General features: G+C 70.9%; 21 protein-coding genes. 9 read left to right on the top strand and 12 right to left on the bottom strand.

Features of this window, described 5'->3' with window-relative positions:
• Positions 1–10 precede the first annotated feature (10 nt).
• The 3 genes from ABGB01_RS24655 to ABGB01_RS24645 all read right to left on the bottom strand — a co-directional run bounded on the left by ABGB01_RS24655 (position 11) and on the right by ABGB01_RS24645 (position 4,817).
• On the bottom strand, positions 11–3,643 hold the full coding sequence (locus tag ABGB01_RS24655; protein WP_347775907.1) for a serine/threonine-protein kinase: 3,633 nt from the start codon (positions 3,641–3,643) through the stop codon (positions 11–13).
• Positions 3,644–3,740: 97 nt separating this feature from the next.
• Positions 3,741–4,259 (bottom strand): GNAT family protein, encoded by a 519-nt coding sequence (locus ABGB01_RS24650; RefSeq protein ID WP_347775906.1) that lies wholly within the window; start codon positions 4,257–4,259, stop codon positions 3,741–3,743.
• Positions 4,260–4,304: 45 nt separating this feature from the next.
• A complete protein-coding gene (locus tag ABGB01_RS24645) occupies positions 4,305–4,817 on the bottom strand; it encodes a shikimate kinase (protein ID WP_347775905.1) in 513 nt (170 codons plus the stop codon).
• A gap of 37 nt (positions 4,818–4,854) precedes the next feature.
• Between ABGB01_RS24645 and ABGB01_RS24640 the strand changes: the two genes are divergently transcribed.
• Entirely contained in the window at positions 4,855–5,136 is a 282-nt protein-coding gene (locus ABGB01_RS24640; RefSeq protein ID WP_347775904.1) for a hypothetical protein, read from the top strand.
• 13 nt (positions 5,137–5,149) lie between these two features.
• Complete coding sequence (locus ABGB01_RS24635; RefSeq protein ID WP_347647050.1) at positions 5,150–5,533, top strand: ChaB family protein; 384 nt, start codon at positions 5,150–5,152, stop codon at positions 5,531–5,533.
• A 147-nt stretch (positions 5,534–5,680) separates the two neighbouring features.
• Here ABGB01_RS24635 and ABGB01_RS24630 read toward each other — a convergent pair whose 3' ends face one another.
• From ABGB01_RS24630 to ABGB01_RS24620, 3 genes are all read right to left on the bottom strand, one after another.
• Complete coding sequence (locus ABGB01_RS24630) at positions 5,681–7,504, bottom strand: transketolase (RefSeq protein ID WP_347775903.1); 1,824 nt, start codon at positions 7,502–7,504, stop codon at positions 5,681–5,683.
• 91 nt (positions 7,505–7,595) lie between these two features.
• Entirely contained in the window at positions 7,596–8,609 is a 1,014-nt protein-coding gene (locus tag ABGB01_RS24625) for an SDR family oxidoreductase (RefSeq protein WP_347775902.1), read from the bottom strand.
• Between the two features lie 7 nt (positions 8,610–8,616).
• The gene (locus ABGB01_RS24620) at positions 8,617–8,874 is read right to left on the bottom strand and encodes a hypothetical protein (protein WP_347775901.1); all 258 of its coding nucleotides are present in this window, start codon (positions 8,872–8,874) and stop codon (positions 8,617–8,619) included.
• A 54-nt stretch (positions 8,875–8,928) separates the two neighbouring features.
• Between ABGB01_RS24620 and ABGB01_RS24615 the strand changes: the two genes are divergently transcribed.
• Genes ABGB01_RS24615 through ABGB01_RS24605 form a run of 3 tightly spaced genes read left to right on the top strand, consistent with a single transcriptional unit; the run spans position 8,929 to position 10,997 of the window.
• Positions 8,929–9,981, top strand: coding sequence for a DNA topoisomerase IB (locus ABGB01_RS24615; protein ID WP_347775900.1), 1,053 nt, complete (start codon positions 8,929–8,931; stop codon positions 9,979–9,981).
• A 43-nt stretch (positions 9,982–10,024) separates the two neighbouring features.
• Positions 10,025–10,273: a BON domain-containing protein gene (locus ABGB01_RS24610; RefSeq protein ID WP_347647055.1), complete on the top strand. Its 249-nt coding sequence runs from the start codon at positions 10,025–10,027 to the stop codon at positions 10,271–10,273.
• A complete protein-coding gene (locus tag ABGB01_RS24605; protein WP_347775899.1) occupies positions 10,257–10,997 on the top strand; it encodes a metallophosphoesterase in 741 nt (246 codons plus the stop codon). The genes ABGB01_RS24610 and ABGB01_RS24605 overlap by 17 nt, the downstream gene beginning before the upstream one ends.
• Positions 10,998–11,356: 359 nt before the next feature.
• On the opposite strand, the gene ABGB01_RS24600 is transcribed toward ABGB01_RS24605, so the two are convergent.
• Positions 11,357–11,506, bottom strand: a complete 150-nt coding sequence (locus ABGB01_RS24600) for a GPGG-motif small membrane protein (RefSeq protein WP_165959640.1) — start codon at positions 11,504–11,506, stop codon at positions 11,357–11,359.
• Positions 11,507–11,759: 253 nt separating this feature from the next.
• On the opposite strand from ABGB01_RS24600, the gene ABGB01_RS24595 reads away from it, so the two are divergent.
• On the top strand, positions 11,760–12,356 hold the full coding sequence (locus ABGB01_RS24595) for a nucleotidyltransferase (protein ID WP_347647063.1): 597 nt from the start codon (positions 11,760–11,762) through the stop codon (positions 12,354–12,356).
• An 18-nt stretch (positions 12,357–12,374) separates the two neighbouring features.
• Here ABGB01_RS24595 and secA2 read toward each other — a convergent pair whose 3' ends face one another.
• From secA2 to ABGB01_RS24575, 4 genes are all read right to left on the bottom strand, one after another.
• Positions 12,375–14,558 carry an accessory Sec system translocase SecA2 gene (gene secA2, locus ABGB01_RS24590; RefSeq protein WP_347775898.1) on the bottom strand — a complete coding sequence of 728 codons (2,184 nt, stop codon included), beginning with the start codon at positions 14,556–14,558 and terminating at the stop codon, positions 12,375–12,377.
• 154 nt (positions 14,559–14,712) lie between these two features.
• Positions 14,713–15,597 (bottom strand): EamA family transporter, encoded by an 885-nt coding sequence (locus ABGB01_RS24585; protein ID WP_347775897.1) that lies wholly within the window; start codon positions 15,595–15,597, stop codon positions 14,713–14,715.
• Positions 15,598–15,788: 191 nt separating this feature from the next.
• Positions 15,789–16,604 carry an SAM-dependent methyltransferase gene (locus ABGB01_RS24580; protein ID WP_347775896.1) on the bottom strand — a complete coding sequence of 272 codons (816 nt, stop codon included), beginning with the start codon at positions 16,602–16,604 and terminating at the stop codon, positions 15,789–15,791.
• An 84-nt stretch (positions 16,605–16,688) separates the two neighbouring features.
• Positions 16,689–17,792, bottom strand: a complete 1,104-nt coding sequence (locus ABGB01_RS24575) for an acyltransferase (protein ID WP_347775895.1) — start codon at positions 17,790–17,792, stop codon at positions 16,689–16,691.
• Positions 17,793–18,005: 213 nt separating this feature from the next.
• Between ABGB01_RS24575 and ABGB01_RS24570 the strand changes: the two genes are divergently transcribed.
• The 3 genes from ABGB01_RS24570 (at position 18,006) to ABGB01_RS24560 (ending at position 21,954) form a co-directional block, all read left to right on the top strand.
• Positions 18,006–18,380, top strand: coding sequence for a VOC family protein (locus tag ABGB01_RS24570; RefSeq protein WP_347775894.1), 375 nt, complete (start codon positions 18,006–18,008; stop codon positions 18,378–18,380).
• A 166-nt stretch (positions 18,381–18,546) separates the two neighbouring features.
• Positions 18,547–19,440, top strand: coding sequence for a DMT family transporter (locus ABGB01_RS24565; RefSeq protein ID WP_347775893.1), 894 nt, complete (start codon positions 18,547–18,549; stop codon positions 19,438–19,440).
• Between the two features lie 150 nt (positions 19,441–19,590).
• On the top strand, positions 19,591–21,954 hold the full coding sequence (locus ABGB01_RS24560; RefSeq protein WP_347775892.1) for a right-handed parallel beta-helix repeat-containing protein: 2,364 nt from the start codon (positions 19,591–19,593) through the stop codon (positions 21,952–21,954).
• A 58-nt stretch (positions 21,955–22,012) separates the two neighbouring features.
• Here the strand turns inward: ABGB01_RS24560 and ABGB01_RS24555 are convergent, their stop codons facing one another.
• Positions 22,013–23,233 carry an FAD-dependent monooxygenase gene (locus ABGB01_RS24555; RefSeq protein ID WP_347775891.1) on the bottom strand — a complete coding sequence of 407 codons (1,221 nt, stop codon included), beginning with the start codon at positions 23,231–23,233 and terminating at the stop codon, positions 22,013–22,015.

The raw sequence follows: 23,233 nt of genomic DNA, 5'->3' as shown, positions 1-23,233 counted from the left end.
GTCGCCCGAGTCAGCAGATGTCTCTGTAGCCGCTCTCCGGGATGAGGCGGCTCCACTCAGCCTCGCTCAGCGGGCCGTCGGCCCTGGCGCACACCTCCTGCGCCGTGAGCGCGGGGTCGACCGGGGTCTCGCGTACGGTGCCATCGAGTGCCACCCCGCGCAGCCGCCTGCCGTCCTGGCTGAACGCCGGTCCGGCGGCCCACGATCCCAGCTCGCCCACCTCGCGCAGCGCCCGCACGTCCCAGAGCGACGTGCGGGCGGCGTCGATCGCCAGCAGGTCGCCCTTCGGCGAGAAGCGCAACTCGTCCACGGGTGTCGTGCCGGCGCCGATGGTGCCGCGCGGCTCGCGTTCGTGCACGTCCCAGAGGAGCACCCGGCCGCCGTCCAGCCCGAACGCCAGCGTGCGGCCGTCGGGGGAGAAGGCGAGCGCGGTCGGCGTGGTCCGGGCGTTCCGCGCCGCCGCGAGGTCGAGCGGGGTGATCCCGCCGGTACGGAGGTCGAGAAGGTTGGCGCCCGCGGCCAGCGTCGAGCCGTCGGGGGAGAAGGCCAGCGCCAGGTCTCCCGCGCCCTCGTACACCTTGATCCGCCGCCCCTCGCGCACGTCCCACGTCTCCAGGGTGCTGCCGCGGGCGGTGGCCAGCGTGCCGCCGTCGGGGGAGAGCGCCACGGCGAGTACGTCGCCGCCCGCGTCGATGGAGGTCACCTGCCTGGCGCCGGCCACCTCCCACACGGTCACCGGGTCGCCCGTGACGGCGAGCAGGCGCCCGCCCGCGTCGAAGGCCAGGTCGCCGGCGGCGGCGATCCGGCCGAGCGTCCTGCCCGCGACGGTGTCGGTGAGCTCGATCGTGTCGCCGACCTCCTTGGCCGCGAACCGGCCGTTGCCGCTGAAGGTGGCGGTGTGGCCCGCGTCGGAGGGGGCGGGGAGACCTGCGACGTCCAGCGAGACGACCGAGCCGGTGCCGCTCAGGTAACGCAGGCTGCGCCCGTCCGCGGAGAACGCCAGGCCCTGCCCGGGGGCCTTGAGCGGGTAGGAGCCGGAGACACGGCGTTCGGCCACGTTCCAGACCCGCACCTCGCCGGAGCCCGGCAGGGCCAGCAGGCGGCCGTCCGGGCTGAAGACGGGCGGTCCGTCCAGCGGGCCGTCCACCGTGCCCAGGGTCAGGGTGCCGGTCTCGGTCGGTGCCCGCTGCTCCTCCGCACGGAACATCTCCGCGCCGTTCTCGGGGCTGGGACTCTTGACCCCGTCGACACCGCCAGGCCTCGTGCCTTCCTCGCCGGGCACCTCCACCTGCGAGAACCGCACGCTGTCCGCACCCGGTCGCCCCTCCGGGGAGGTTCGTACGCCGCCGCCGCCGGGAAGGGCGCCGGTGGAGGGACGTCCGTCGCCCGTGGCCGGCGGGTTCTCAACCGAGGAGGGCGGGGTGGAGGGCGCGCCGGCGGGTGAGGAGGAATGCAGGGCGGAGGGGCGCGAGGAAGGCGGAGTGGAAGGCCGGGCGGAAGGCACGGGGGACGGCGGGGCTGTGGCGGTGGTCAGCGGCCCGGAGGGCTGGGAGCGCGGCGTGCGGGCGGCGGCGCGGGCGGCGGCGACGAGCGTGACACCCTCGCGCCCCGCCACGGCCAGCGTGGTCCCGTCAGGGCTGAACGCGAGGGCGGGCGCCGCGGCGCCCGGGCCGGTGAGCGGCTGGACCTCGATCGTCCCCGTCCGGGTCTTCGGCGCCAGCTCCCAGAGCTCGACCCGCCCGTCCAGCCGGGAGAACGCCGCCCTGGACCCGTCACGGGCGAGCGCCACCGTGCGGTCGGCGACGTCGAACAGCACCTGCGTCCCCCGGTAGACCCGCGTCCTGCCGGCCCTGGTGATCGCGAACGTGGCGGCCGGGGACGGCGGCCGGCCGGTCGTCACGTCGAACGGGCGCCCACCCGCCCCCTCCGCGTAGCGCCCGTCGTCGCTCAGCGTCACGCTCCCCGCGGGAAGCCGGTACGAGGCGAGCCGCCGCCCCCGAGCCATGTCCCAGACGGTGACCGTGCCGGTGTCCCACCGGATCAGCTCGTCGCCGCGCAGCAGGTAGCGGGCCCGCAGGTCGGCGGCCGGGTCGGTGAACACGCCCAGCTCCGGCTGGACGAGCGAGGCCTGCAGCGCGGCCCGCGCCTCGAAGACGGGTGACAACCGCCAGGCGGCCACGCTGAGCCGCATCGCCGTGCGCGGGTCGCTCGACCGCATCGCCTCGGCCCTGGCGGCCACGGCCCGCGCGTCGGCGTCGAGGAGCCGGTCGCGCAGGTCGTACTGGCCGTACACGGACACCACGGACATCATCACCGCCGCGGCCAGCAGCGCGCCGAGCGTCGCCACGGAGGGGGTGAGGAGCTTCCTGCGCTGTTTGGACAGGGCCACGCTGTCGTTGATGAAGTCGCGTTCGAGCTGGTTGAGCCGCAGGTGGCGGCGCTTGGTCGCGGCCCAGCCGAGCGCCGAGTCGAGGGTCTCGCCGCGCAGGAGCCGGCTTCGGCCCCGCTGGTGCTCCGACCACTGCCGGGCGGCCAGCCGGATCCGGCGGTGCACGTGCATGCTCTCGCGCTCGTCCGCGGCCCAGCCGCGCAGCCTGGGCCAGGCGCGGTAGAGCGCGGCGCTGGCCGGGGCCACCCGGTCGTCGCTGAGGGCCACGAGCTTGCCCATGGACGTCTCGACCGGCGCCACGCGCATGCTCCGGCGTACCAGCAGGCCGGCGTCCATGAGGGAGCCGAGCACGTCGCCCTCGTCGTGCGGGTTGTCGCCGTCGAGCAGGCGCAGCAGCAGCCCGGGCACCTCCTCCTGCTGCCGGGGCGTGAGCGACTGGTAGACCTCCTCGGCCACCTCGCCGAGCGAGCGCGCACGCGCGTGGCCTTCCGGGGGCCGCAGCACCTCTCCGGCCCCGATCAGCAGCTCGGCCGCCGCCGGCCGGTCGGCGGGATCCTTGGCCAGGGCCCGTCCCACCAGGCCGCGCAGGGGCTCGGGCAGGCCGCTCAGGTCGGGGTCGAAGGTGAGCAGCCGGTGCATGATGCCGCCCAGGCTCTCGCCGCGGAACGGATCTCGCCCGGTGGCCGCGTACACCACCACCGCGCCCCAGGCGAACACGTCGGCAGGCGCGCCCGCCTCCTCCCCGGTCAGGACCTCAGGAGCGAGGTAGGTGCACGTCTCGCCCACCGGCCGGCAGGCGGGCAGGCCGAGCTCGATCACCTTGGGACCCCCGGCGGCCAGGAGCACGCTCTCCGGGTTGATCCCCTGGTGCGTCAGCTTCGCCTCGTGCAGCGCGTCGATCGCGGCCCCCAGCGAGCCGGCCAGTGCCAGCAGCTCGTCGCGTTCGTACGGCCCGTGCAGGGCGATCGCCTGCCGCAGGTCGGGCCCGTCGACGAACTCGCTCACCACATAGGGGACACCGCCGTCGACCCCCGCGTCGACCACCTCGGCCAGGTGGCGGCAGGTCACCCGCTCGAACCGGCGCCCCGCCTCGCCCCGCGACTCGGGCTCCGCCTCGCCGCGCGGCACCGTGACGGCGAACCTGCGCCCGTCGTCGTCGTAGGCGTCGTAGACGACGCCGCGCCCGCCCGCGCCGAGCCTGGCGGCCAGCCAGTAGCCGCCAAGCCTCTCGGGGTCACCAGGCACCAAGCGCATCGTCACTGATGCTTAGATGCACGACACCGTCCAATGGTTGTCCGAAATGACGCGACAGGTCCCCCGCGCGCCTCGGGGGACCCATGCGTCATGATCATTATGCCAGGCTTCCGGATCTTGCCTGCCATCCGGGGCGGAGTATCGCCATGATCACGCAGTCGTGCCATGTGCCGCCCCACAACAGGGAGTCACGTTTCACGCCCTCCTCCACGAAGCCGATCTTCTTGTAGACGTGTCGTGCCCGGTCGTTGAAAGCGTAGACCTCCAGCTCGATCCGGTGCAGCGGGGTCGTGCCGAAGGCGTGCCCGAGGACCAGCTCGATGGCCTCCGTGCCGTAGCCCCTGCCGAACGCCCGGGGGCCGATCAGCGCGATGCGCAGGTTGCAGGACAGGTTGGCGGGGTCGAGCGCGTTGAGGACCACCTCGCCCGCGTAACCGTCGCCGGTCATGATCGCCAGGTCGAGCCGGTCGGCGTGCTGCGCCCGGCTCGCGCACCACCGGCGGGCGCCCTCGAAGTCGAACTCGCCGTGCGAGCCCGTCAGCCGCCGCACCTCCGGGTCGCGAACCAGCTCATACAGGCCTTCTGCGTGCTCGGGACCGACCGGGCGCAGCGTCACGCGCGCACCCTCAAGCACGGGTTTCTCGGCGAACATCTCCCTTGCCTATCGGTCGCGATCACCGGCGGGCAAACCCATTTCCCGCACCACCTTGTCGCGCACCTGCTCGGGGCTGAGCTCGCTGACGTCGCAGACCGTGCTCGCCACCTCACGGAAATAGCCCTCGCGGCGGGCCCGCATGGCCGCCGGGTCGAAGTCGGGACGGTGATCGCTCGAACGCATCCGCTCGGCCAGCACCTTGTCGGGGGCGTCGACCCAGACCACGAACGCGGCCCGCATGGCCGCCCGGACCTCGGGGTCCTCGACCGTGCTCGCCGCCGCCGCGATCACCTTGGGCGGGCCGGCCAGTTCGAGCAGCACGTGCTCGGCCTCGTAGAGGTGCAGCGCGGCCGCGCCCTCGCGGGCGGCGATCTGCGCGGCGGTGCCGCCGTACCTTGACTTCAGGAACGGATCGCTGTCGCTGAACCCCAGCCCCAGCGCCTCGGCGATCAGCACGCCCGCCGTCGTCTTGCCCGATCCCATGAGCCCGATCACCACGACTGGTTTGTTTTTCGACATGTGGATAGAGGTCCTTCTTGTTAAGGAGGTAAATCAGATGACCATCGCCGGAAGCATCATCCTCATCATGCTCGGTGCGATCCTCACCTGGGCCGTCGAGTTCGACCTCGCCGGCCTCGACATCAACGTAGTGGGTCTGGTCCTCATGCTCGGAGGCCTGGTCGGACTCGGGTTCGGCATCTACCGGATCCGCGTCACCCGCCGGGCGGTCGGCCCCATCGACGAGCCGGTCCACCGTCACGAGATCTACGAGGAGCCCGAGACCAGAAGGACGACCGTGTACGAGGAGCGGCGTCACTACAACGACCCACCGCTGTAGGAGGTGAAGCGACATGCCAGCAGTCGAAGAACTGCCGTCGACCATCAGGCGCTCGCCGAAGAAGGCGCAGAACACGTGGATCAAGGCGCACGACTCGGCAGTGCAGGAGTACGGCGAGGGGCGGCGCGCCCACATGACGGCGTTCGCGGCGCTGAAGCACTCCTTCGAGAAGGTCGGCGACCACTGGGAGCCGAAGTCGAAGAAGGGTCCTTCCGACAAGGGCGCCACGGACCGGTCCGGCAGGACGGCCGAGGGCGTCGACGCCAACGCCAGCAAGGAACACCTGCAGGGCGTGGCCGCCAAGCTGGGCGTGCGCGGCCGGTCGAAGATGACCAAGCAGGAGCTGGTGTCGGCCATCAAGAAGGCCAACAGGAAGGCCACGGCGAAGGCTCGCTGACCGGCACCGGAGGCGGCCGGCTCGTCACGAGGCCGGCGGGAGAGCGAGGCGGCACCGCGCCACCCCCTCGACCGCCGGCCTTTCCATGCCCCACACCTGCTCGCACGTCCGAGCGTCCGGACGTGCGAGCAGCTCGAGCTGAGCGGGTCACAGCAGCCGCTTGACGGCCTCCACGATCGCGCGGCGGTCGATGCGGGCGTCGGCGAGCTGCTCCTCCGGCTTTGCGGACCCCGGCAGCTCGGTCACGGCCAGCTTCACCACGCGCGGCCCGAGCTCGCTGACGGCGTCCAGCACCGCGTCGCCCAGCCCGCCTTCGAGCCGGTGGTCCTCCACCGTGATCAGGTTGCCCGTGGTGGTGGCCGCCTCCACCAGCACCGCCGAGTCGACCGGCTTGACCGAGTACAGATCGATCACTCCCACGGGGACCCCTGCCGTCTCCAGCTCTCCGGCCGCCGCCAGCGCCTCGTGCACGGTCACCCCGGCGGCCACGATCGTGGCCCGGTCGCCGCTCGACTGCCGCAGCACCCGTGACCCGCCCACGGGGAACCGCTCGCCCGGCGGATAGATCACGGGCGTGCTGCCGCGCGTGGTCCTCAGGTAGGACACGCCCTCGACACCGGCCATCTCGGCGATCAGCGAGGCCGTCTGGTTGGCGTCGCACGGGTAGAGCACGGTGCTGCCGTACAGGGCCCGCATCATGGCCAGGTCCTCCAACCCCATCTGCGAGGGGCCGTCCTCGCCGATCGACACCCCGGCGTGCGACCCGATCAGCCGGATCGACGCCCGGCTGACCCCGGCCATCCTGATGAAGTCGTGCGCCCTGGTCAGGAACGCCGCGAACGTGGCGGCGTACGGGATCCATCCGCGGATCTGCATCCCGACGGCGGCGGCGACGAGCTGCTGCTCGGCGATGAACATCTCGAAGAACCGCTCGGGGAAGCGCTGCGCGAAGGCCTCGGTCTTGGTGGAGTCGGCCACCTCGCCGTCCAGCGCCACGACCTCGCCGCGGGCCGCGCCGAGCGCCGCCAGCGCCTCCCCGTACGCCGTCCGCGTCGCGACCTGCTCGCCCACCTCGTACGCGGGCAGCTCCAGCGGGCCGGAGCCGAACCGGTACGGCTCGGCCGCGTCCGGCCTGCGCACGGTGACGCGTACGTCCCGCGGCCCGCCCAGCTCGTCGACGGCCTTATCGGCGTCCTTGAGCGGCTTGCCGTGGGCGCCCTCGCGGTTCTCGACCTCCAGCACGCCTTCGCCCTTGCGGGTCTTGGCCAGGATGACGGTGGGGCGCCTGCGCGTCTTGCAGGCGTCCTGAAGAGCGAAGTCGATCTCGCCGGGGTCGTGCCCGTCGATCTCGATCGTGTGCCAGCCGAACGCCGCGAAGCGACGGGTGTACGCGCCCGTGTCCCACCCGTGCCGGGTGGGTCCCCTCTGGCCGAGCCTGTTGACATCGACGATCGCGGTCAGGTTGGCCAGGCCCTCGCCGCCCGCGTGCTCGGCGGCCTCCCAGATGGACCCCTCGGCGAGCTCGCTGTCGCCGCAGAGCACCCACACCCGGTACGGCATCCGTTCCAGCCGCCCGGCCATCGCCACCCCGACGCCTACCGGCAGCCCCTGCCCGAGCGAGCCGGTGGCCACGTCCACCCAGGGCAGCCGCGGTGTCGGGTGCCCTTCCAGCCGGCTGCCGCGCCGCCTGAACGTCAGGAGCTCCTCGTCACCGATGGCACCGGCCGCCTTGTAGAGCGAGTACAGCAGGGGAGAGGCGTGCCCTTTGGACAGGATCACGTGGTCGTTGGCCGGGTTGTCCGGCCGGTCGAAGTCGTAGCGGAGGTGTCTCGCGAACAACACGGCCATCAGGTCGGCCGCGGACATGGATGACGTGGGATGTCCCGAGCCCGCCGCGGCGGCGGCGCGGACGGAGTCGACGCGCAGCTGTGCCGCCAGCTCCGCCAGGAACTGCAGATCGTGTTCGGCCATCATGACCTCCTGGAGAGTTTCGGCCCGCCCTACCCCCGCCGGCCCGCTCAAAGCGGGCGGCCCCCGTCGTGTGTGGCGCTGTCGCGGACGGTCAGCGCCGCAGGCGCCGGCCGAGGGCGGCGAGGGCGCCGGCGGCCGTGCCCGCGGCCAGCGTGAGCAGGACCGGGCGGCGGTGCCAGGAGAGCCAGACCTGGGGACTGTGCGCGTGGGAGCGCTGGTCGAAGGTGCCGTGGGCGCCGTAGTCCGTCGTCTCGTCGGCCGGGTCCCAGAGGTTGGACACGTCGCTGGGGGGTTTCTCGTCCGTCTGCTGCGAGCTCACTCCCGTTCGCGCCAGATAGCGGTCCACCAGGGCCGGAGCCACGCGCTGGGCCAGGAGGGTGGCCGCGGTGCTCATTCCCACCCAGTACTCCTTGCGCTCCGGGTGCTCGGCGGCGTACACGATCGCCCGCGCCGCGACCTCGGGCTGGTAGATCGGGGGGACCGGCTGGGGATGGCGGCGGAGTTTGGACAGCACCCACTCGAACTGGGGGGTGTTGACGGCGGGCAACTGGACGAGCGTGACCTGGATGTCGCTCCCGTCCCCCAGCAGCTCCGTGCGGACCGATTCCGAGAAGCCCTTGATCGCGTGTTTCGCGCCGCAGTAGGCGGACTGCAGCGGGATGCCGCGCTGGGAGAGCGCCGAGCCCGTCTGGACGATGGCGCCGGTGCCGCGCGACCGCATCAGGTCGAGGGCCACCTTGGTGCCCCAGACGTAGCCGAGGTAGGTGACGGCCGTCGTACGGCTGAACTCCTCGGGGGAGATGTCCTTAAATTTCGCGAAGACGGAGGAGAAAGCGGTGTTGATCCACACCGAGATCGGGCCCATCTCCGCCTCGATCTTCTCGGCGGCCTTGCGCACCTCGTCATAGTCCGCCACGTCCGCCTCGTAGACCTGCCCACTGCCTCCCTCGACCCCCACGTCCACCGCGGCCGCGCCCAGCCCGGCCGTGCCCCTGGCGATCAGGGCCACCCTGGCCCCCCGCCGTCCGAGCTCGCGGGCGACCGCGCGCCCGACCCCGCCACTCGCGCCCGTCACCACCACTACTCGCCCGCTCAACCGCGCCATGTCGAGATCAGCCCGCCTCTCCGTCGCTCCGCTGCTTCTGGCGGCGTACGGCCAGCGTGATGTCGACCACCGTGAGCACCGCCAGCACGGCTGCGATGCCCGTCATGACCGGGGCGCCCGCGATGAGCCCGAGCACCGCGACCGCGAACAGGAACACCAGCAGGAACGAGCCCACCCTGATGTGCACCACGTCGCGCGGGGTGGCGGGCACCATGGCGTGACCTCTGCTGGACTTCTCCTCGTGCCACTCTCCATGTTCAGACATGCCGCTCACCTGCCCGTCCCGTTTGCGAGGTAACGTCCTGGGTAGTCGTGCCCGGTGCCCGAGCCCGACCCGAACGTGGATTCGCGACCCCGCGCCGGCGGTCCCGACCTGCGGACCAGCGACCAGAACGAGCCGGGGATCGTACGACGGCGGTGCGGCCGGGGGTTCTCCTACGTGGCCCCGGACGGCCGGCCGGTGCGCGACCGCGCCACGGTGGAGCGGATCAAGTCGCTGGCCATCCCGCCGGCCTGGAAAGACGTGTGGATCTGCGCTTCACCCGACGGGCACCTCCAGGCGGTCGGCACGGACGCGGCAGGGCGCAGGCAGTACCGCTACCACGACGTGTGGCGCGAGCAGCAGGACCGGGAGAAGTTCGACCGGGTGCTGGAGGTGGCCGAGCGGCTGCCCGCGTTCAGGAAGGCCGTGGACGACCAGCTCCAGGGCCGCGGCCTGACCCGGCAGCGGGTGCTGGCCGCCGCCGCCCGCCTGCTCGACATCGGCTTCTTCCGCATCGGCGGCGAGAGCTACGACACCTACGGGCTGGCCACGCTCAGGATGGAGCACGTCACCTGCACCCGCGGCGTCGTCGTCTGCTCCTACCCGGCCAAGGGCGACATCGCCCGCGAGGTCGAGCTGGCCGATCCCGGGGCGTGCCGGGTGCTCAGGTCGCTCAAGGCGCTCGGGGAGGACGGTGAGTTGCTGCGCTACCGGAACGCGGGCGGCTGGAGCGACATCAGGAGCGAGGACATCAACGACTACCTGCGCGAGACCATCGGGTACGAGGTCACGGCCAAGGACTTCCGCACCTGGCACGCCACGGTGCTGGCCGCCGTGGGGCTGGCGGTGTCCAGGCCGGCTGTCGCGGAGGGGCGGACGAAGAAGCAGAAGGCGATCGTGCGGGTCATGCGCGAGGTCGCCGAGTACCTGGGCAACACCCCCACCGTGGCGCGCGCCTCGTACGTGGATCCGCGCGTGGTCGAGGCGTACGAGCGGGACAGGACCATCACGGCGGTGCTGACCGAGCTCGGGGCGGACGCCGACTTCGGGCAGCTGGCCACGGCGGGCACTGTGGAACGGGCGGTTATAGACCTAATTCGTGCCGTTTGATGGGTTTATACCCGGGAATGCGGCGACAGGGAAGGAGGCAGTGATGGAGGCTCCGCAGTATGTCGCGGCCCGCGTCCAGCAGGCGCTGGCCGAGGACGGGCGCACCAACGAGCTGGGCATCCGCGTGGACATCAGAGGCGACCAGCTGTTCCTGCGCGGTCAGGTGAGCGAGGCCGAGCAGCGCACGCGGCTCGGCCAGGTGGCGCACGAGACCGCGCCCGAGCTCCGCGTGCACAACGAGATCAACATCGTGGACGCCACCGAGCCAGGAGAGGATGAGCATCTTGACTGACCTGCGCATCGCCGCAGTGGGCGACATTCACCTGGGCGAGGACGGCAGGGGCCACTACCGGCGCAGGCTGGAGGGCATCGAGGAGCGCGCCGACGTGTTCATGCTCGCGGGCGACCTCACCAGGCACGGCACGCTGCAGGAGGGCAAGGTGGTGGCCGACGAGCTGCGCGACCTGCCGATCCCGGCCGTCGCCGTGCTCGGCAACCACGACTACCACTCCGACCTGCAGGACGAGATCGCGGATGAGCTCCGCGACGCCGGGGTGATCGTGCTCGACGACGACGGCGTCGTGCTCCAGTGCGGTGACACGAAGCTGGGGATCGTCGGCGGGAAGGGCTTCGGCGGCGGGTTCGCCGGCAAGTGCGCCAGCGAGTTCGGCGAGCGCGAGATCAAGAACTTCGTCGCCCACACCCGCCACATCGCCGAGGCGTGGAAGGTCGCGCTGAAGGAGATCGTGGCCGACGAGCGCGTGGTGCTGTCGCACTACTCGCCCGTCAAGGAGACTCTGGAGGGCGAGCCGCCGGAGATCTACCCCTTCCTCGGCAGCTATCTCCTGGCGGAGGCCGTCGACACGGCCGGCGCGGATCTGATCCTCCACGGGCACGCGCACAAGGGCAGCCCGAAGGGCATGACGCCGGGCGGCATCCGGGTGCGTAACGTGGCCCTGCCGGTGCTCGGCCGGGCGTACGGCGTTTACTGCCTTGAATACGAGAACGGGTTCTGACCCGCAGGTTGAAGGCCACCGCCCGGCAGGACGAGTTGAGCCCGGTGAGGTGCCGCCGGTGGCCCTGCTTGGGGGCGGTGGAGACGCTGCGCAGTCCGCTGCGGAGGCCCAGCTCGGTGGCCTCACGACGGCTGCCGGCGACCACCGAGCGGGCGGTTTCCGTCAGCGATGTAGAACTTTCCGGGTGTGATGACGGACCGGGGTTGGAATGAACAGTCTGGACTCAGTTTCTCCGCGCACATAGAACGTACGCGTACTCCGATTGTTTGTTGCGTTATTCCGGCAAGGAGAACCGCTGGGCCATTCTCGGGGATCGGCCCAGCGGCCGGGTCGAGCGGGGAGCCATGCGGGTGGCGCCCCTAGACATTGAAGATGCTGACACCGCCGGGCCCGACCAGGAAACCGAGCACGATGAGCACGATCCCCCAGAGGAGGTCGCGGCGGGCCAGGATCACATAGATCCCGGAGATGACGAGAATTACCGCGATGATCCAGAGCAAAGTAGCCATGACTCCGCCTCTGCCCTGAGGGGTGGCCGCTTAACATCTTTTTCCGCTCGGAGGCGAGAAGGAGAAACATCGGGCGGCGCCTTTATCGCCGCGTCATTCATGAGGCGGCGAACGGCGCCCGGAGCGGGCTGGTGACGAGGTCCTTCGCCAGCCGCCGCGACACCTTGTGCGTGCGGGCCGCCCAGGGCGTACTCGCATGAGAGGCCCCATAACACAAACGCCTAGTGGAGGATCGTGTGGGTAGCCCGAAACCATGAGCAGCCACGGTCACGCGGTCACGGACGCGATCCTCGACACCCTCAAGCGCGCCAGCTCCGGGCTGAAGGACGCCGGAGTGAAATTCGCGCTGGCCGGCGGCTGCGCCGCCTACGCCAGAGGGGCCGCGCCGTCACTGCACGACGTGGACTTCGTGGTCACCGAACACGACGTGCCCGCCGCCCTGGAGGCGCTGCGCGGGCTGGGCTTCCAGACGGCCAAGCCGCCGGAGGACTGGCTGGTCAAGGCGTACGACGAGGGCCGCCTGGTGGATCTGATCTTCCGGGTGTCGGACCTGGCGATCACCGACGAGCTGCTCGACAGGGCCGAGCCGCTGAAGGCGTCGGCGGTGATCGTTCCCGTGCTGGAGGCCACCGACCTGGTGATCTCGTGGCTGCTGCCGCTGTCGGAGCACGCCTGCGACTACGGCGCGCTGCTGTCGCAGGTGCGCGCGCTGCGCGAGCAGGTCGACTGGCCGCGGGTCGCGGCCGTGATCGAGGACTCGCCGTACGCGATGACGTTCCTCACCCTGCTGGAGCGGCTCGGCGTGCTGGAAGGGCCGGTCGTGCCGTCGGGCGACCCCAAGTGGCCCTGACGGTCTCTTGTGACGCGCTCAGCCGCGCCGGGTGGCGGCGGTGACGCGCTTGAGGATGCGGTCCCACTCCGTGCCGAACGGGTTGTCCTGGACGAGGTAGGTCCACGTCGCCGTGGGCCGCCGCAGATCGGGCTCGGGCGCCTCGAACGACTCCAGCGAGCGCCGCTCCACCTCGGCCAGCAGCGATTTGTACTCGGCCACGGCCTCCCTGTGGAACTCGTCGACCGGGCTCATCCGGCCCAGCGCCCGCAGGTGGATGCCCTCGCGCAGGTCGGTCAGGAACGCCAGGTGCTCGGTCCAGCAGCGGTCGATCGCGTGCAGGACGATCTGGCGGGCCGTCTCGTCACGGGTGTCCTCGGGCAGCGACTCCCAGCGCTCGGAGTCGGCCTTCGCCAGCGCCTTGGAGGCGGCGTCGCCGTGCAGGACCTTGTCGCGCCACTCGAGGATGAGCTCGCGCTGGTGCTCCAGCAGGCGGGTGTAGCGCCACGTGTTGCGGTGGATCTCCAGGTTGACGCCCTCGGCGACGCGCTGGGCGTGGCCGACGAGGTAGGCACCGCGCCGGTGGCGGACGATGCCGTCGGGGTCGGCCGCGGGCGGCCGCTCGTCGGGGACGAACTGGGTGATCAGATCGTCCTGCATGCTGACGAAGAAGACCGATCCGCCCGGGTCGCCCTGGCGGCCCGCCCGGCCGCGCAGCTGGTCGTCGAGCCGGCTGCTGGCGTGGCGGCCTGAGCCGACCACGTAGAGGCCGCCCAGCTCGGCCACGCCCTCGCCGAGACGGATGTCGGTGCCGCGGCCGGCCATCTGGGTGGAGACCGTGATGGCGTCGCGCTCGCCGGCCTTGGCGATGATCGCGGCCTCTTCCGCGTCGTTCTTGGCGTTGAGCACCACCGGCTCCAGGCTGCGGCGCTGGAGGAGCTTGGCCAGGTTTTCCGACTCGGCCACGTCGAGCGTGCCGATGAGAATCGGCCGGCCGGTGGCGTGCACCTCCTGGATCTCCTCGACCAGGGCGGCGTCCTTGTCGGGCACGGTCGGGTAGATGCGGTCGGGCTCGTCGGTCCTGACACACGGCCGGTTGGGCGGGATCACCGCGACCTTGAGGCTGTAGAACTCGCCGAGCTGCTCGCTGACGGCCACGGCCGTGCCGGTCATGCCGCAGATCTGCGGATAGCGGCGGATGAGGCCCTGCACGGTGATCGAGTCGAGGATCTCGCCCTTCTCGCTCGGCGGCAGCGCCTCCTTGGCCTCCACGGCCGCCTGCAGGCCGTCGGGCCAGCGCTGGAGCAGCGCCACCCGGCCGCGCGAAGGGTTGATGAGCTGCACCTTGCCGTCGCGCACGATGTAGTCGACGTCGCGGGCGAGCAGGGCATGGGCGTGCAGGGCCAGGTTGAGCTCGATGAGGGTGCCGGGCTCGTGCTCGTCGTAGAGCTCGACGCCCAGCAGGTTTTCCACGCTGTCGGCGCCCTTGGGCGTCAGGTAGACGTTGCGCGCCTGCTCGTCGATCTCGTAGTGGTAGCCGCGTACGAGCTGCCTGACCAGCGCCGCCATCTCCGGCACCGCGTTGCCGGGGTCGGCCGCGCCGGCCATGACCAGCGGCACGCGGGCCTCGTCGACGAGCACGGAGTCGGCCTCGTCGACCAGCGCCACCTCGGGTGCGGGCACGATCGGCTCGGCGGCGTCGGTGCGCAGCCGGTCGCGCAGCACGTCGAACCCGATCTCGCTGACCGGGCCATAGGTGACGTCCTTGGCGTACGCCTCGCGCCGCTCCTCAGGCGTGGAGTTCTGGCCGATCCAGCCCACGCTGACGCCGAGCGCGGCGTAGAACGGCCCCATCCACTCGGCGTCGCGCCGGGCGAGATAGTCGTTGACGGAGATCACGTGGACGCGCTTGCCCTGCAACGCGTAGCCGGCCGCGGCCATGGCGCCGGAGAGCGTCTTGCCCTCGCCGGTCGCCATCTCCGCGACCTTGCCGTCGAGCAGGGCCAGCGTGCCCAGCAGTTGCACGTCGTAAGGGCGCAGCCCCAGCTCGCGATCCGCGGCCTCGCGCACGATGGCACAGAACCCGGCCAGATCGTCCATCTCCGGCTTGGGCAGCTCGTCGAGCTCGCCGATCTTGGCGGCTCGCGCTCCGGCGGCCTTGACGATCTTCTGGTAGGGGGCCAGAGGAACTCCGCCCGGGCGATCCAGCAGGTTCCTCAGCATTCCCGAGATTGACGCCACAGTTCCTCCAACGCACGCTTCGCCGAGACCGTTCCCTCGGCCAAGGGGTGGGAGCGGAGCGACGATACGGCAAGCGCCGCCGTACCGGACCTTAACTCATCCGGCGGCCTGTACCGTCACAACGCTCCCGCCCGAGTCACCCCGCTTCGGCCCGGAGAGCGAGCACTGTCACCGCGGCCAGCAACAGGGCACAGCCGGTCCAGGCGAGTGGCGTGAGCCGCTCCCCGAACAGCGCCACGCCTAGCAGCGCCGCGCCCACGGCCTCGCCGAGCGAGATGATGGCGACCGTGGTGGCCCGCAGCGCGGTCAGCGCCACGAAGTACAGCCCGTACGCGAGCGCCGTCGGCACCGCGCCGAGATAGACGAGCAGTGCCAGCGACGGCCAGCTCGGGTCCGGCACCACGCCGTCCGCCAGGGCGAACGGCGCCAGGCACACCGCGGCCACGGCGAACCCGCCGATGGCGGTGGTCCGCGGGTCGCGGTCATTGTGCCGCCGTGACAACAACGTCACCCCGGCGTACCCGGTGGCGGAGGCCAGCGCGAAGGCGACCCCGGCGACCGGGGAGCCCGCTGAGGGAGTCGCGGCGTGGTTCGCGGGCTCCACCGTGAGCAGGACGAGCCCGGCCAGCGCGGCGGCCAGTGCGAGGAGCGCGCCGCGGCCGAGCCGCTCGCGCAGGAAGAGCCGGCTGCCCACGGCCGTGAGGACGGGCGTCGCGCCCATCGTCACCACGGTCGCGACGGCCACGCCCGAGTGGGCGATCGCGGCGAAGTAGGCGGTCTGGTAGACGGCCATGCCGGCCCCGACCGGCAGCACGCGCCAGTCGAGGTGGTCGGCGAGGACGAAACGGCGGACGATCAGCAACAGGAACGCGGCGCCGAGAAGGTGACGCCACAGGGACACGCCGACGGGGCCGAGCTGGCCGGTCTGGAAGAGCAGGGAGCCCGCGGCGCCGCCGGTGCCCCAGGCGGTCGCGGCCATGGACACGTAGAAGGCGCCCCGCCGCGCGGAGACATGGGTCATGACAGATCGCTCCAGATGGAGTGGTGGAAAGGGGCCCGGTGTGCGGGCAGCACCCACCCACGGATCTGTCAGACCCGGGAAAGTGTCAGGAGAGCCGCCCGCTAGCGGGCGGGCGGGGGAGAGCAGATGAGCATGCGTCGCGGCATGGGGATCACCTTACCGTCAGCGACGGTCACCCGGGTCACGAGGAGTCACGGCTTGCGGGCGACGCCGCCCAGGAGCAGTTCCTCCCACGGCGCGAGCGGCCCGGGGACGCGCTCGTCGGGGTGCCACTCGGGGAAGTGCACGACCCCCGGCTCCACCAGCACGAGGCCGTCGAAGAACGCGGTGATGGCCGCGCGGTCGCGGAAGAAGCCGGCGCCCATGGTGGCCTGCAACATCACCTCGAGCGCCTTGGCCTTGGGGTTGGCGGAGGCGAGCATGTTGGAGGCGGCGAGGTAGCTGCCCGGCGCCAGCGCCGACATGTACCTCCTGACCAGGGCGTGGGGGTCCTCCTTGTCGGAGAAGAGGTGCAGCAGCCCGATCGCCATGATCGCCGTCGGCCGGGACAGGTCGACGAGGCCGCGCAACACCGGGTGGCCGAGCACGGCGTCGAGGTCGCGGGCGTCGGCGGTGATGGCGCCCGCGTGGGGGTTGGCGCCCAGCAGGGCCCGCGCGTGCGGCTCCACCATGGGGTCGACGTCGACGTAGACGACCTTGCACGCGCGGTCGGCGAACTGGGCGACCTCGTGGGTGTTCTCGATCGTGGGCAGCCCGGCGCCCAGGTCGACGATCTGCCTGATGCCGGCCTCGCGGACCAGGAAGTCGACCACCCTGCCGATGAAGGCGCGGTTGCACCAGACGAGGTCGACCACCTCGGGCACCGTGTCCTTCAGCTTGCGGGCCACCGAGCGGTCGGCGGCGAAGTTCTCCATGCCGCCGAGCAGCGCGTCGTGCACGCGCGCCACGCTCGGCCGCCGGGGATCCACTCCGGGCGGAGCCCACTCCGGCTCGTCGGTCTCGCTCATCCGGCCCCCTTCACTCTCCGTGACGGGGATCGTATCCGCACCCGGAGCCCGGATGCCCGGCGTGCCGGCCGGTTGTCAGAAGAGTCAGCTCACCCTGTCCGACGTCGGGCGGGACGTCTCGCGCTGGGCGTGCCTGGGGACGTGAGCGGACGCGCCACCTGACAACATGGCCTTCAACCTGGGCGCGAGCGGCCGCTCGACGAACCTGTACACCAGGTACGCGGCGCCGAGCATGACCACGATCAGCCCGCACAGCAGCACGTACTTGTTGACGGAGTCGCCCACCCTGGTGAAGATCACGAAGCCGACGTGCGCGTGCAGCAGGTAGAGCGGGTACGTCAGCGCGCCGGCCGTCACCAGCCACGGCCTGCCCAGCCCCCGGGTGGCGCGCAGCGCGATGAGCGTCATGACGAGGAAGAGCAGCACGACCACGGCGATGATCACGGCGTGCGAGTACGTCACGGAGTACCGTTCACCGACGGCATCGGCGTACCCGATGGCCCGGTAGATGGCGTTGCCCAGGCAGATCGGCACCAGCAGGGCGATCTGCACGTTCAGCCCGAACTTGTAGAGCATGAACAGCGCCATGCCGGCGATGAAGTAGTGGGAGAACTCCGACTGCACGACCAGGTCGGCGATCCCCGGCAGCAGCCCCGCCTGCACCAGGAAGGTCAGCCCCAGCCAGGCCCAGAGCCCCATCATGACCCGGGTCCGCGTCATGCCGATGAAGGTGAAGGCCAGGATGAGGAAGTAGAACCGCATCTCGGCCCAGAGCGTCCAGTAGACGACGTCCACGTTCGCGATGTTCGGCACCGACTGGAACATCGTCAGGTTCGCCAGCACCTGCGGCAGGCTCACCTCGAACACGCCCTGTCCCAGCGTCACGGTCACCACGCTGGTGACGGCGATGCCCACCCAGTACGCGGGATAGAGCCGCACGAAGCGCGAGACCACGAACGCGCGCGGGCTCCTGCCCCATGCGCTCATCAACACCACGAAGCCGCTGACCAGGAAGAAGAGGTCCACGCCCAGGTAGCCGTACTTGGACCAGGCGCTCTCCGCGGCGAAGACGACCGGGCTGTGGTCGCCGGCCCAGCCGGAGAACGTGTAGTGGAACAGCACGACGCAGAGCGCCGCCAGTAGCCGGAGGCCGTCGATCTCGTAGAGACGGTCTGAGCTAGTTGGCATTCTTATCACCCTTCTTGTCCTAGAAGAGGGTGTCGTAGACCGCTTGCTGACCGATGAATGATCGCTAGCTGTTAACCGCTTTGTTACCGGTTTACGGAGTCTCTGTTCGTAGCGGATGAGGGCAGGAGCGCGACGTGCACGATGCGCGAATCCGGGCGCGGCCCTTCGCCGTACCTGACACAAGGTGGCAGGTACGGCTGGAACGCTCGGCCCATGACGACGAAAGCGAAGCTCCTGGCGGTCACCATCGACTGCGCGGAGCCCAAGAAGCTGGCCGCGTTCTACCACGAGGTCACGGGGCTGGACATCCAGTACTCCGAGGACGAGTACGCGGCCGTGGGCGACGGCACCACGAACATCTACTTCGGCAGGAACCCCGACCGCGAGCCGGCCGCGTGGCCTGGCCCGGCCAAGCAGTTCCACCTGGACTTCCGGGTGGCGGACGTGGAGAAGGCGGTCGGCGAGTACATCGCGCTGGGCGCGACCAGGCCCGACTTCCAGCCGGGCGTCACCGAGGAGGGCACGGGCTGGGTCGTCCTCCAGGACCCGGAGGGCCACCTTTTCTGTGTCTGCCCCGAGCGCTCCTAGCGCGGGCCGGCAGGGCCTGACCGGCCTCAAGAATGAGCCACAAGTTCGTGCTGTTCAGGATGGGTTCAGGTGGATTTATCAGCCTAAAGGTGGATTCTAGAAGCTCGCTGGACTCCTAAGCTGGAGCAATGCCTCTGAAAGGACGCCTGCCCCTGCGCGGGCCGCGATGACCTGGGTCGGCCTGCTGATCGCTCTGGCCGGCGCGCTGGGCTACGCGCTCGGCGCCGCGCTGCAGCAGTACGAAGCCGTCTCCGAGGGCGCCTCGCTCAGGCTGGTGCGGCGCCCTCGCTGGTGGATCGGCGGCATCATCGGCTTCACCGGCGCGTGCCTGCACGCGGTGGCGCTCAGCTTCGCCCCGCTGGTCGCCGTCCAGCCGATCAGCGTCGCCACCCTGGTGTTCGCGGTGCCGCTGGCGGCGTTCCTGTACGGCCGCCGGCCGTACCGCGCGGAGATCTTAGGATCGATCGCCGTGGCGGTGGGCCTGCTCTGGCTCATGATGCTGGTGCCTGAGCACAACGTGCCGCCGCACCTGAGCGACGGCGCGGCCATCGGGTTCATCGCCGTGATCGGGGTGGTCACCCTGGTCACGCAGTTGATGGCGCGCCGGGCGCACGGCGCGGCCAGGGCGGCGCTGCTCTCGGTGGGCGCGGGGGCCGTCACCGCGAGCGTGTCCACGTTCGTCCGCGTGGTCGGCGGCGGCCTGCAGGGCGACTGGGGGCGGCTGGTCCACTGGTTCACCCTCGCCGTGCCCCTGCTGCTGGTCTGCGCGGTGGTGCTGCTCCAGCGCTCGTACGCGGTCGGCTACTTCGGCATCGCCTACGCGGGCGTGCAGGTCGTCGACCCCATCACCTCCGTGCTCGCGGGGGCGATCCTGCTCGGCGAGCCGCTGCCCACGTCCCCGGCCACGGCGATCCCCGCCCTGCTGGCCGGCGCGCTGACCATCGGCGGCACGATCACGCTCGGCCGCCTGGCCCCCGACCACCGCCCGGCACCGGCGGACAGTGCCGCGGACGGCGAAGCGGCCTCCCTCCCCGTGTCGGCGACGTCGGACGCGAACTGAGGCGTGGCCCTCGCGCGGCCCTCCCGGCGGGCGGCCACCCGCATTGGTCAAACGGTTGAATTGTCATGGCCTGCAGGGTTACGGTGCATCGGCGATGACCTTTGTGGTCTGTCACATTGCATTGCCCCGGAACGAGCGGAGTGCACGAGCATGCCGAGAAGAGCGATGGGTGTCCTGATCGCGTCCGTCCTGGTGGTCACGGCGGCCGGAGCGCCGGCGTCGGCGGAGCCCGGCTTACCCGGCCAGACCGTTGTCTACGTGGCCAAGGACGGCACAGAAGGCGCCACCGGTACGAAATCCGATCCGTTCGCGACGGTCGAGCAGGCCCGCGACGCGCTGGCGGGACGGACGAGCGCGCGGCGGCCCGGCGTCGTCCACATCAGGCAGGGCGTCTACCAGACGTCCAGGACCATCCAGCTCAGCGGCGCTGAGCACTCCCACGTCACCTATGCCGCATACCCGGGCGAGCAGGTCGAGTTCGCCGGCGTCACCACCCTCGCCCCCGGCGACTTCCGCAAGCTGAGCGACGTGCCGGACGAGGCCAAGTGGTCGTCGAAGGCGCGCGTCCCCGACGCGGTGGCCGGCCAGGTCTACGTCTACGACCTGGGCGCGAAGGGCGTCCCCGCCGGGGTGATCATGAAGAACGGGTTCAACTGGAAACCCCAGCCGTTCGCCCCCGAACTGATCACCGACGACGCGACCCAGACCCTGGCCCAATACCCGAACGGCGACGAGAAGCTCGACAGCGCCGCCATCACCGTCAAGGAGGCGCCGAAGGGCGCCAGGGACTACTTCTCGGACAAGACCGAGGACGGCACCACCATGCCGTACGAGGACATGCTCAAGCTGCCGGGGCCCGTCTACACCGCCGTCGACGCCACGCTCAAGGAGCGTTCCGCCGCCTGGGCGCCATCGCAGGGCCAGGAGGCCGACAACACCGTCCACGAGACCGACGGCTGGCTCTCCGGCTATTTCGGCAACAACTACGCCAACGACCGCGTCCGCATCGCCTCCGTGGACCCCGGTGCGGCGGAGCTGCGCACGACGTACCCCACGATGTACGCCGCCACCGACAAGTGGACGTCGTTCGTCGCCCAGAACGTGCTCAGCGAGCTCGACACCGAGGGTGAGTACTACATCGACCGCTGGAACGACGCCGGCACCCTCTACTACTACCCGCCGGGCGGGACCGTCGAGGGCAAGGAGATCAGCCTGACCTCCTTCGACGCGCCCTTCTTCCAACTGGAGAACGTGCGCGGAGTGACGCTCAAGGGCCTGAAGCTGAACGGCACCACCGGCACCGCCGTACGGCTGCTCGACGCGGAGTCATGCACCGTCGACGGCCTGGAGATCCTCAACGCCAGCATGGACGCGGTCGCGATCGGCGAGGCCAACGACGCCATCACGGCCGTCGCCGAATACCGCACCAGCCGCGGCGGCCACCGCAACAAGGTGATCAACAGCCGGCTGCACGACCTCGGCGGCGGCGGGGTGTTCACGGCCGGCGGCGACCGCGACTCGCTGGAGCGCGGCGACCACGTCGTGGAGCACAACGAGATCTACGACTTCTCCAAGCTCGCCACCTACACCCCCGCCGGCTACATGTACGGCGTCGGCAACACCTTCCGCTACAACCACGTCCACGACGCGCCCCACATGGCGATCCAGATCATGGGCAACGACATGGAGATCAGCCACAACAGGTTCGAGCGGCTGGTGACGCACGCCTCGGACCAGGGGGTGATCTACGCGGGCCGCGACTACACGTACCTGAACAACGTGGTGGCGTACAACCTGTTCAGGGACATCGGCGCGGACGGCAACCAGGCCGTCTACATGGACGACGGCATGTCGGGCATGGTCGTGCGCCACAACGTCTTCGACAACGTCCAGCACGGCCTGTTCTTCCAGGCCGGCCATAGCAACGTCGCCTCCGACAACGTGTTCAAGGACGTGACCTACCTCGGGCACGACAAGCTCTACCACGAGGACGACCTGCCGGTGCCGAACTCGAAGGTCGTGGTCGAGCGCTTCAACGACATGCTGAAGCCCGGCGACGGCAGCGGCTTCACGAACACCAGGGAGAACATCGAGAAGTGGTACCGCCACTACGGCAAGCAGTATCCGAACATCCGTGACTGGTACGTCCCGTCGAAGGCGAACGGCGAGCTCTGCACCTCGATCGACACCACCGAGTGCACCGAGGCGTACGTGTGGACCGACCCCGACTCCCTGTACGTGCCCGCGCACAACGTGCTGACCCGGTCGGTCAGCATCGCGACGGGCGACTTCGCCTACACCGACGACGCCGGCGGGCTGAACGTCAAGACCTTCAACCCGGACTTCGACTCGTACAACGTCAAGAGGGACAGCGCCGCCGCGTTCGCCTTCGACCCCGCCACGGGGAAGTTCGACGCCAGGTCCACGCCGCTCAACTCGGCCGAGGGCTTCGGCCCGAAGTGGGTGCGCGAGTGGAACAGGAATTTCACCCTGGGCGGCATCGGGCCCCGGTGACGAGCCCGGCAACCGGCTCGTGACGGGCTCATGACGGGCCTGGCGATCGGCGCCCGCCTCAGCCGTCGGACGGGACGCTCGGTGCGTTCCTCCGGCCGGTCGCCGCGGGCGGGCGCCAGCCGAGCACGTCGTGCATGGAGCGCAACATCAGGTCAGGGCTGAGCCGGGCGGCCGTGGACATCCCGAGGTCGCGCAGCCGCACGGCCAGCGGATGGCGGAGCCTGGTCATCCGGTTGATGGTCATGGACTGGCGGACGACCTTCCACGTGCGCTCGAGGCGGGCGGCGGTGTAGGCGGGGAGCACCTCCTCGACCGCCGGGGAGCCGCCCGCCAGGCGGGCCAGGACGACGGCGTCCTCGATCGCCTGGCAGGCCCCCTGGCCGAGGTTGGGCGTCATGGGGTGGGCGGCGTCGCCGACGAACGCGACCCTGCCGCCGTGCAGGGCGGGCAGCGGCGTGCCGAACGAGAAGATGTCGTTACGGATGATCTTCGCGGGGTCGACTGCCCGCAGCAGCGAGGGGATCGGCTCGTGCCAGCCGCCGAACCTGCGCAGCAGTTCCTCCCGCTCGTCCGCGTGGACGGCTCCGGCGGGGGACACGTCGGTCGCGTACACGTACACGGTGTCCTCGGCGTGTCCGGCCTTCCCGATGTCCCCGGCTTCTCCCGCCAGCAGGTGGACCCCTATCAGGAGCCCCTTGCCCCAGGTCTCCGTGCTCTGGACGGGCAGATCGGACCTGGGTATGAGGGCGCGCCAGGCTGTCACGCCGGAGTACACCGGGCCGGGATGGCCGGGGAAGAGTGCCCCGCGGGTCGCCGAGTGGATGCCGTCGGCGGCCACGACCAGGTCGGCCTCCAGGTCGCCCTCCCCGGTGCGGACGACACCGCCGGCGGCGTCCACGTCCGAGACGGTGACGCCGAGCCGCAGGTGGGCCGCGCCCAGGGCGTCGGCGAGCACGTCCATCAGCGCGGCCCGCAACAGGACCACCATCGAGTCCCCGTACCGCGCGAGCGCGTTGTCCTCCGTGGTGTGCACGAGCCACCGCCCATCGGGGCGGCGGATGCCCACCTGCCCCTCGAACCTGCCGAGTTCGCGGATGCGATCGCCCAGGTCGAGCGTGTCGAGCGCCTTCAACGCGTTGGGCGCCATCGCCAGCCCCGACCCCACGGGGGCGAGGTGGGCGGCCCGTTCGAGCACGGTCACGTCCCACCCCTCGCGGCGGAGCGCCACCCCGGCGGTCAGCCCGCCGACACCCCCGCCGATCACCACGGCCTTCGGCAT

Origin of the sequence: Nonomuraea sp. B5E05, from assembly GCF_039880665.1 — a bacterium.
GTDB lineage: Bacteria > Actinomycetota > Actinomycetes > Streptosporangiales > Streptosporangiaceae > Nonomuraea.
The sequence above is the reverse complement of the archived record's forward strand: the minus strand, read 5'-3'. Positions and strand labels throughout refer to the sequence as shown.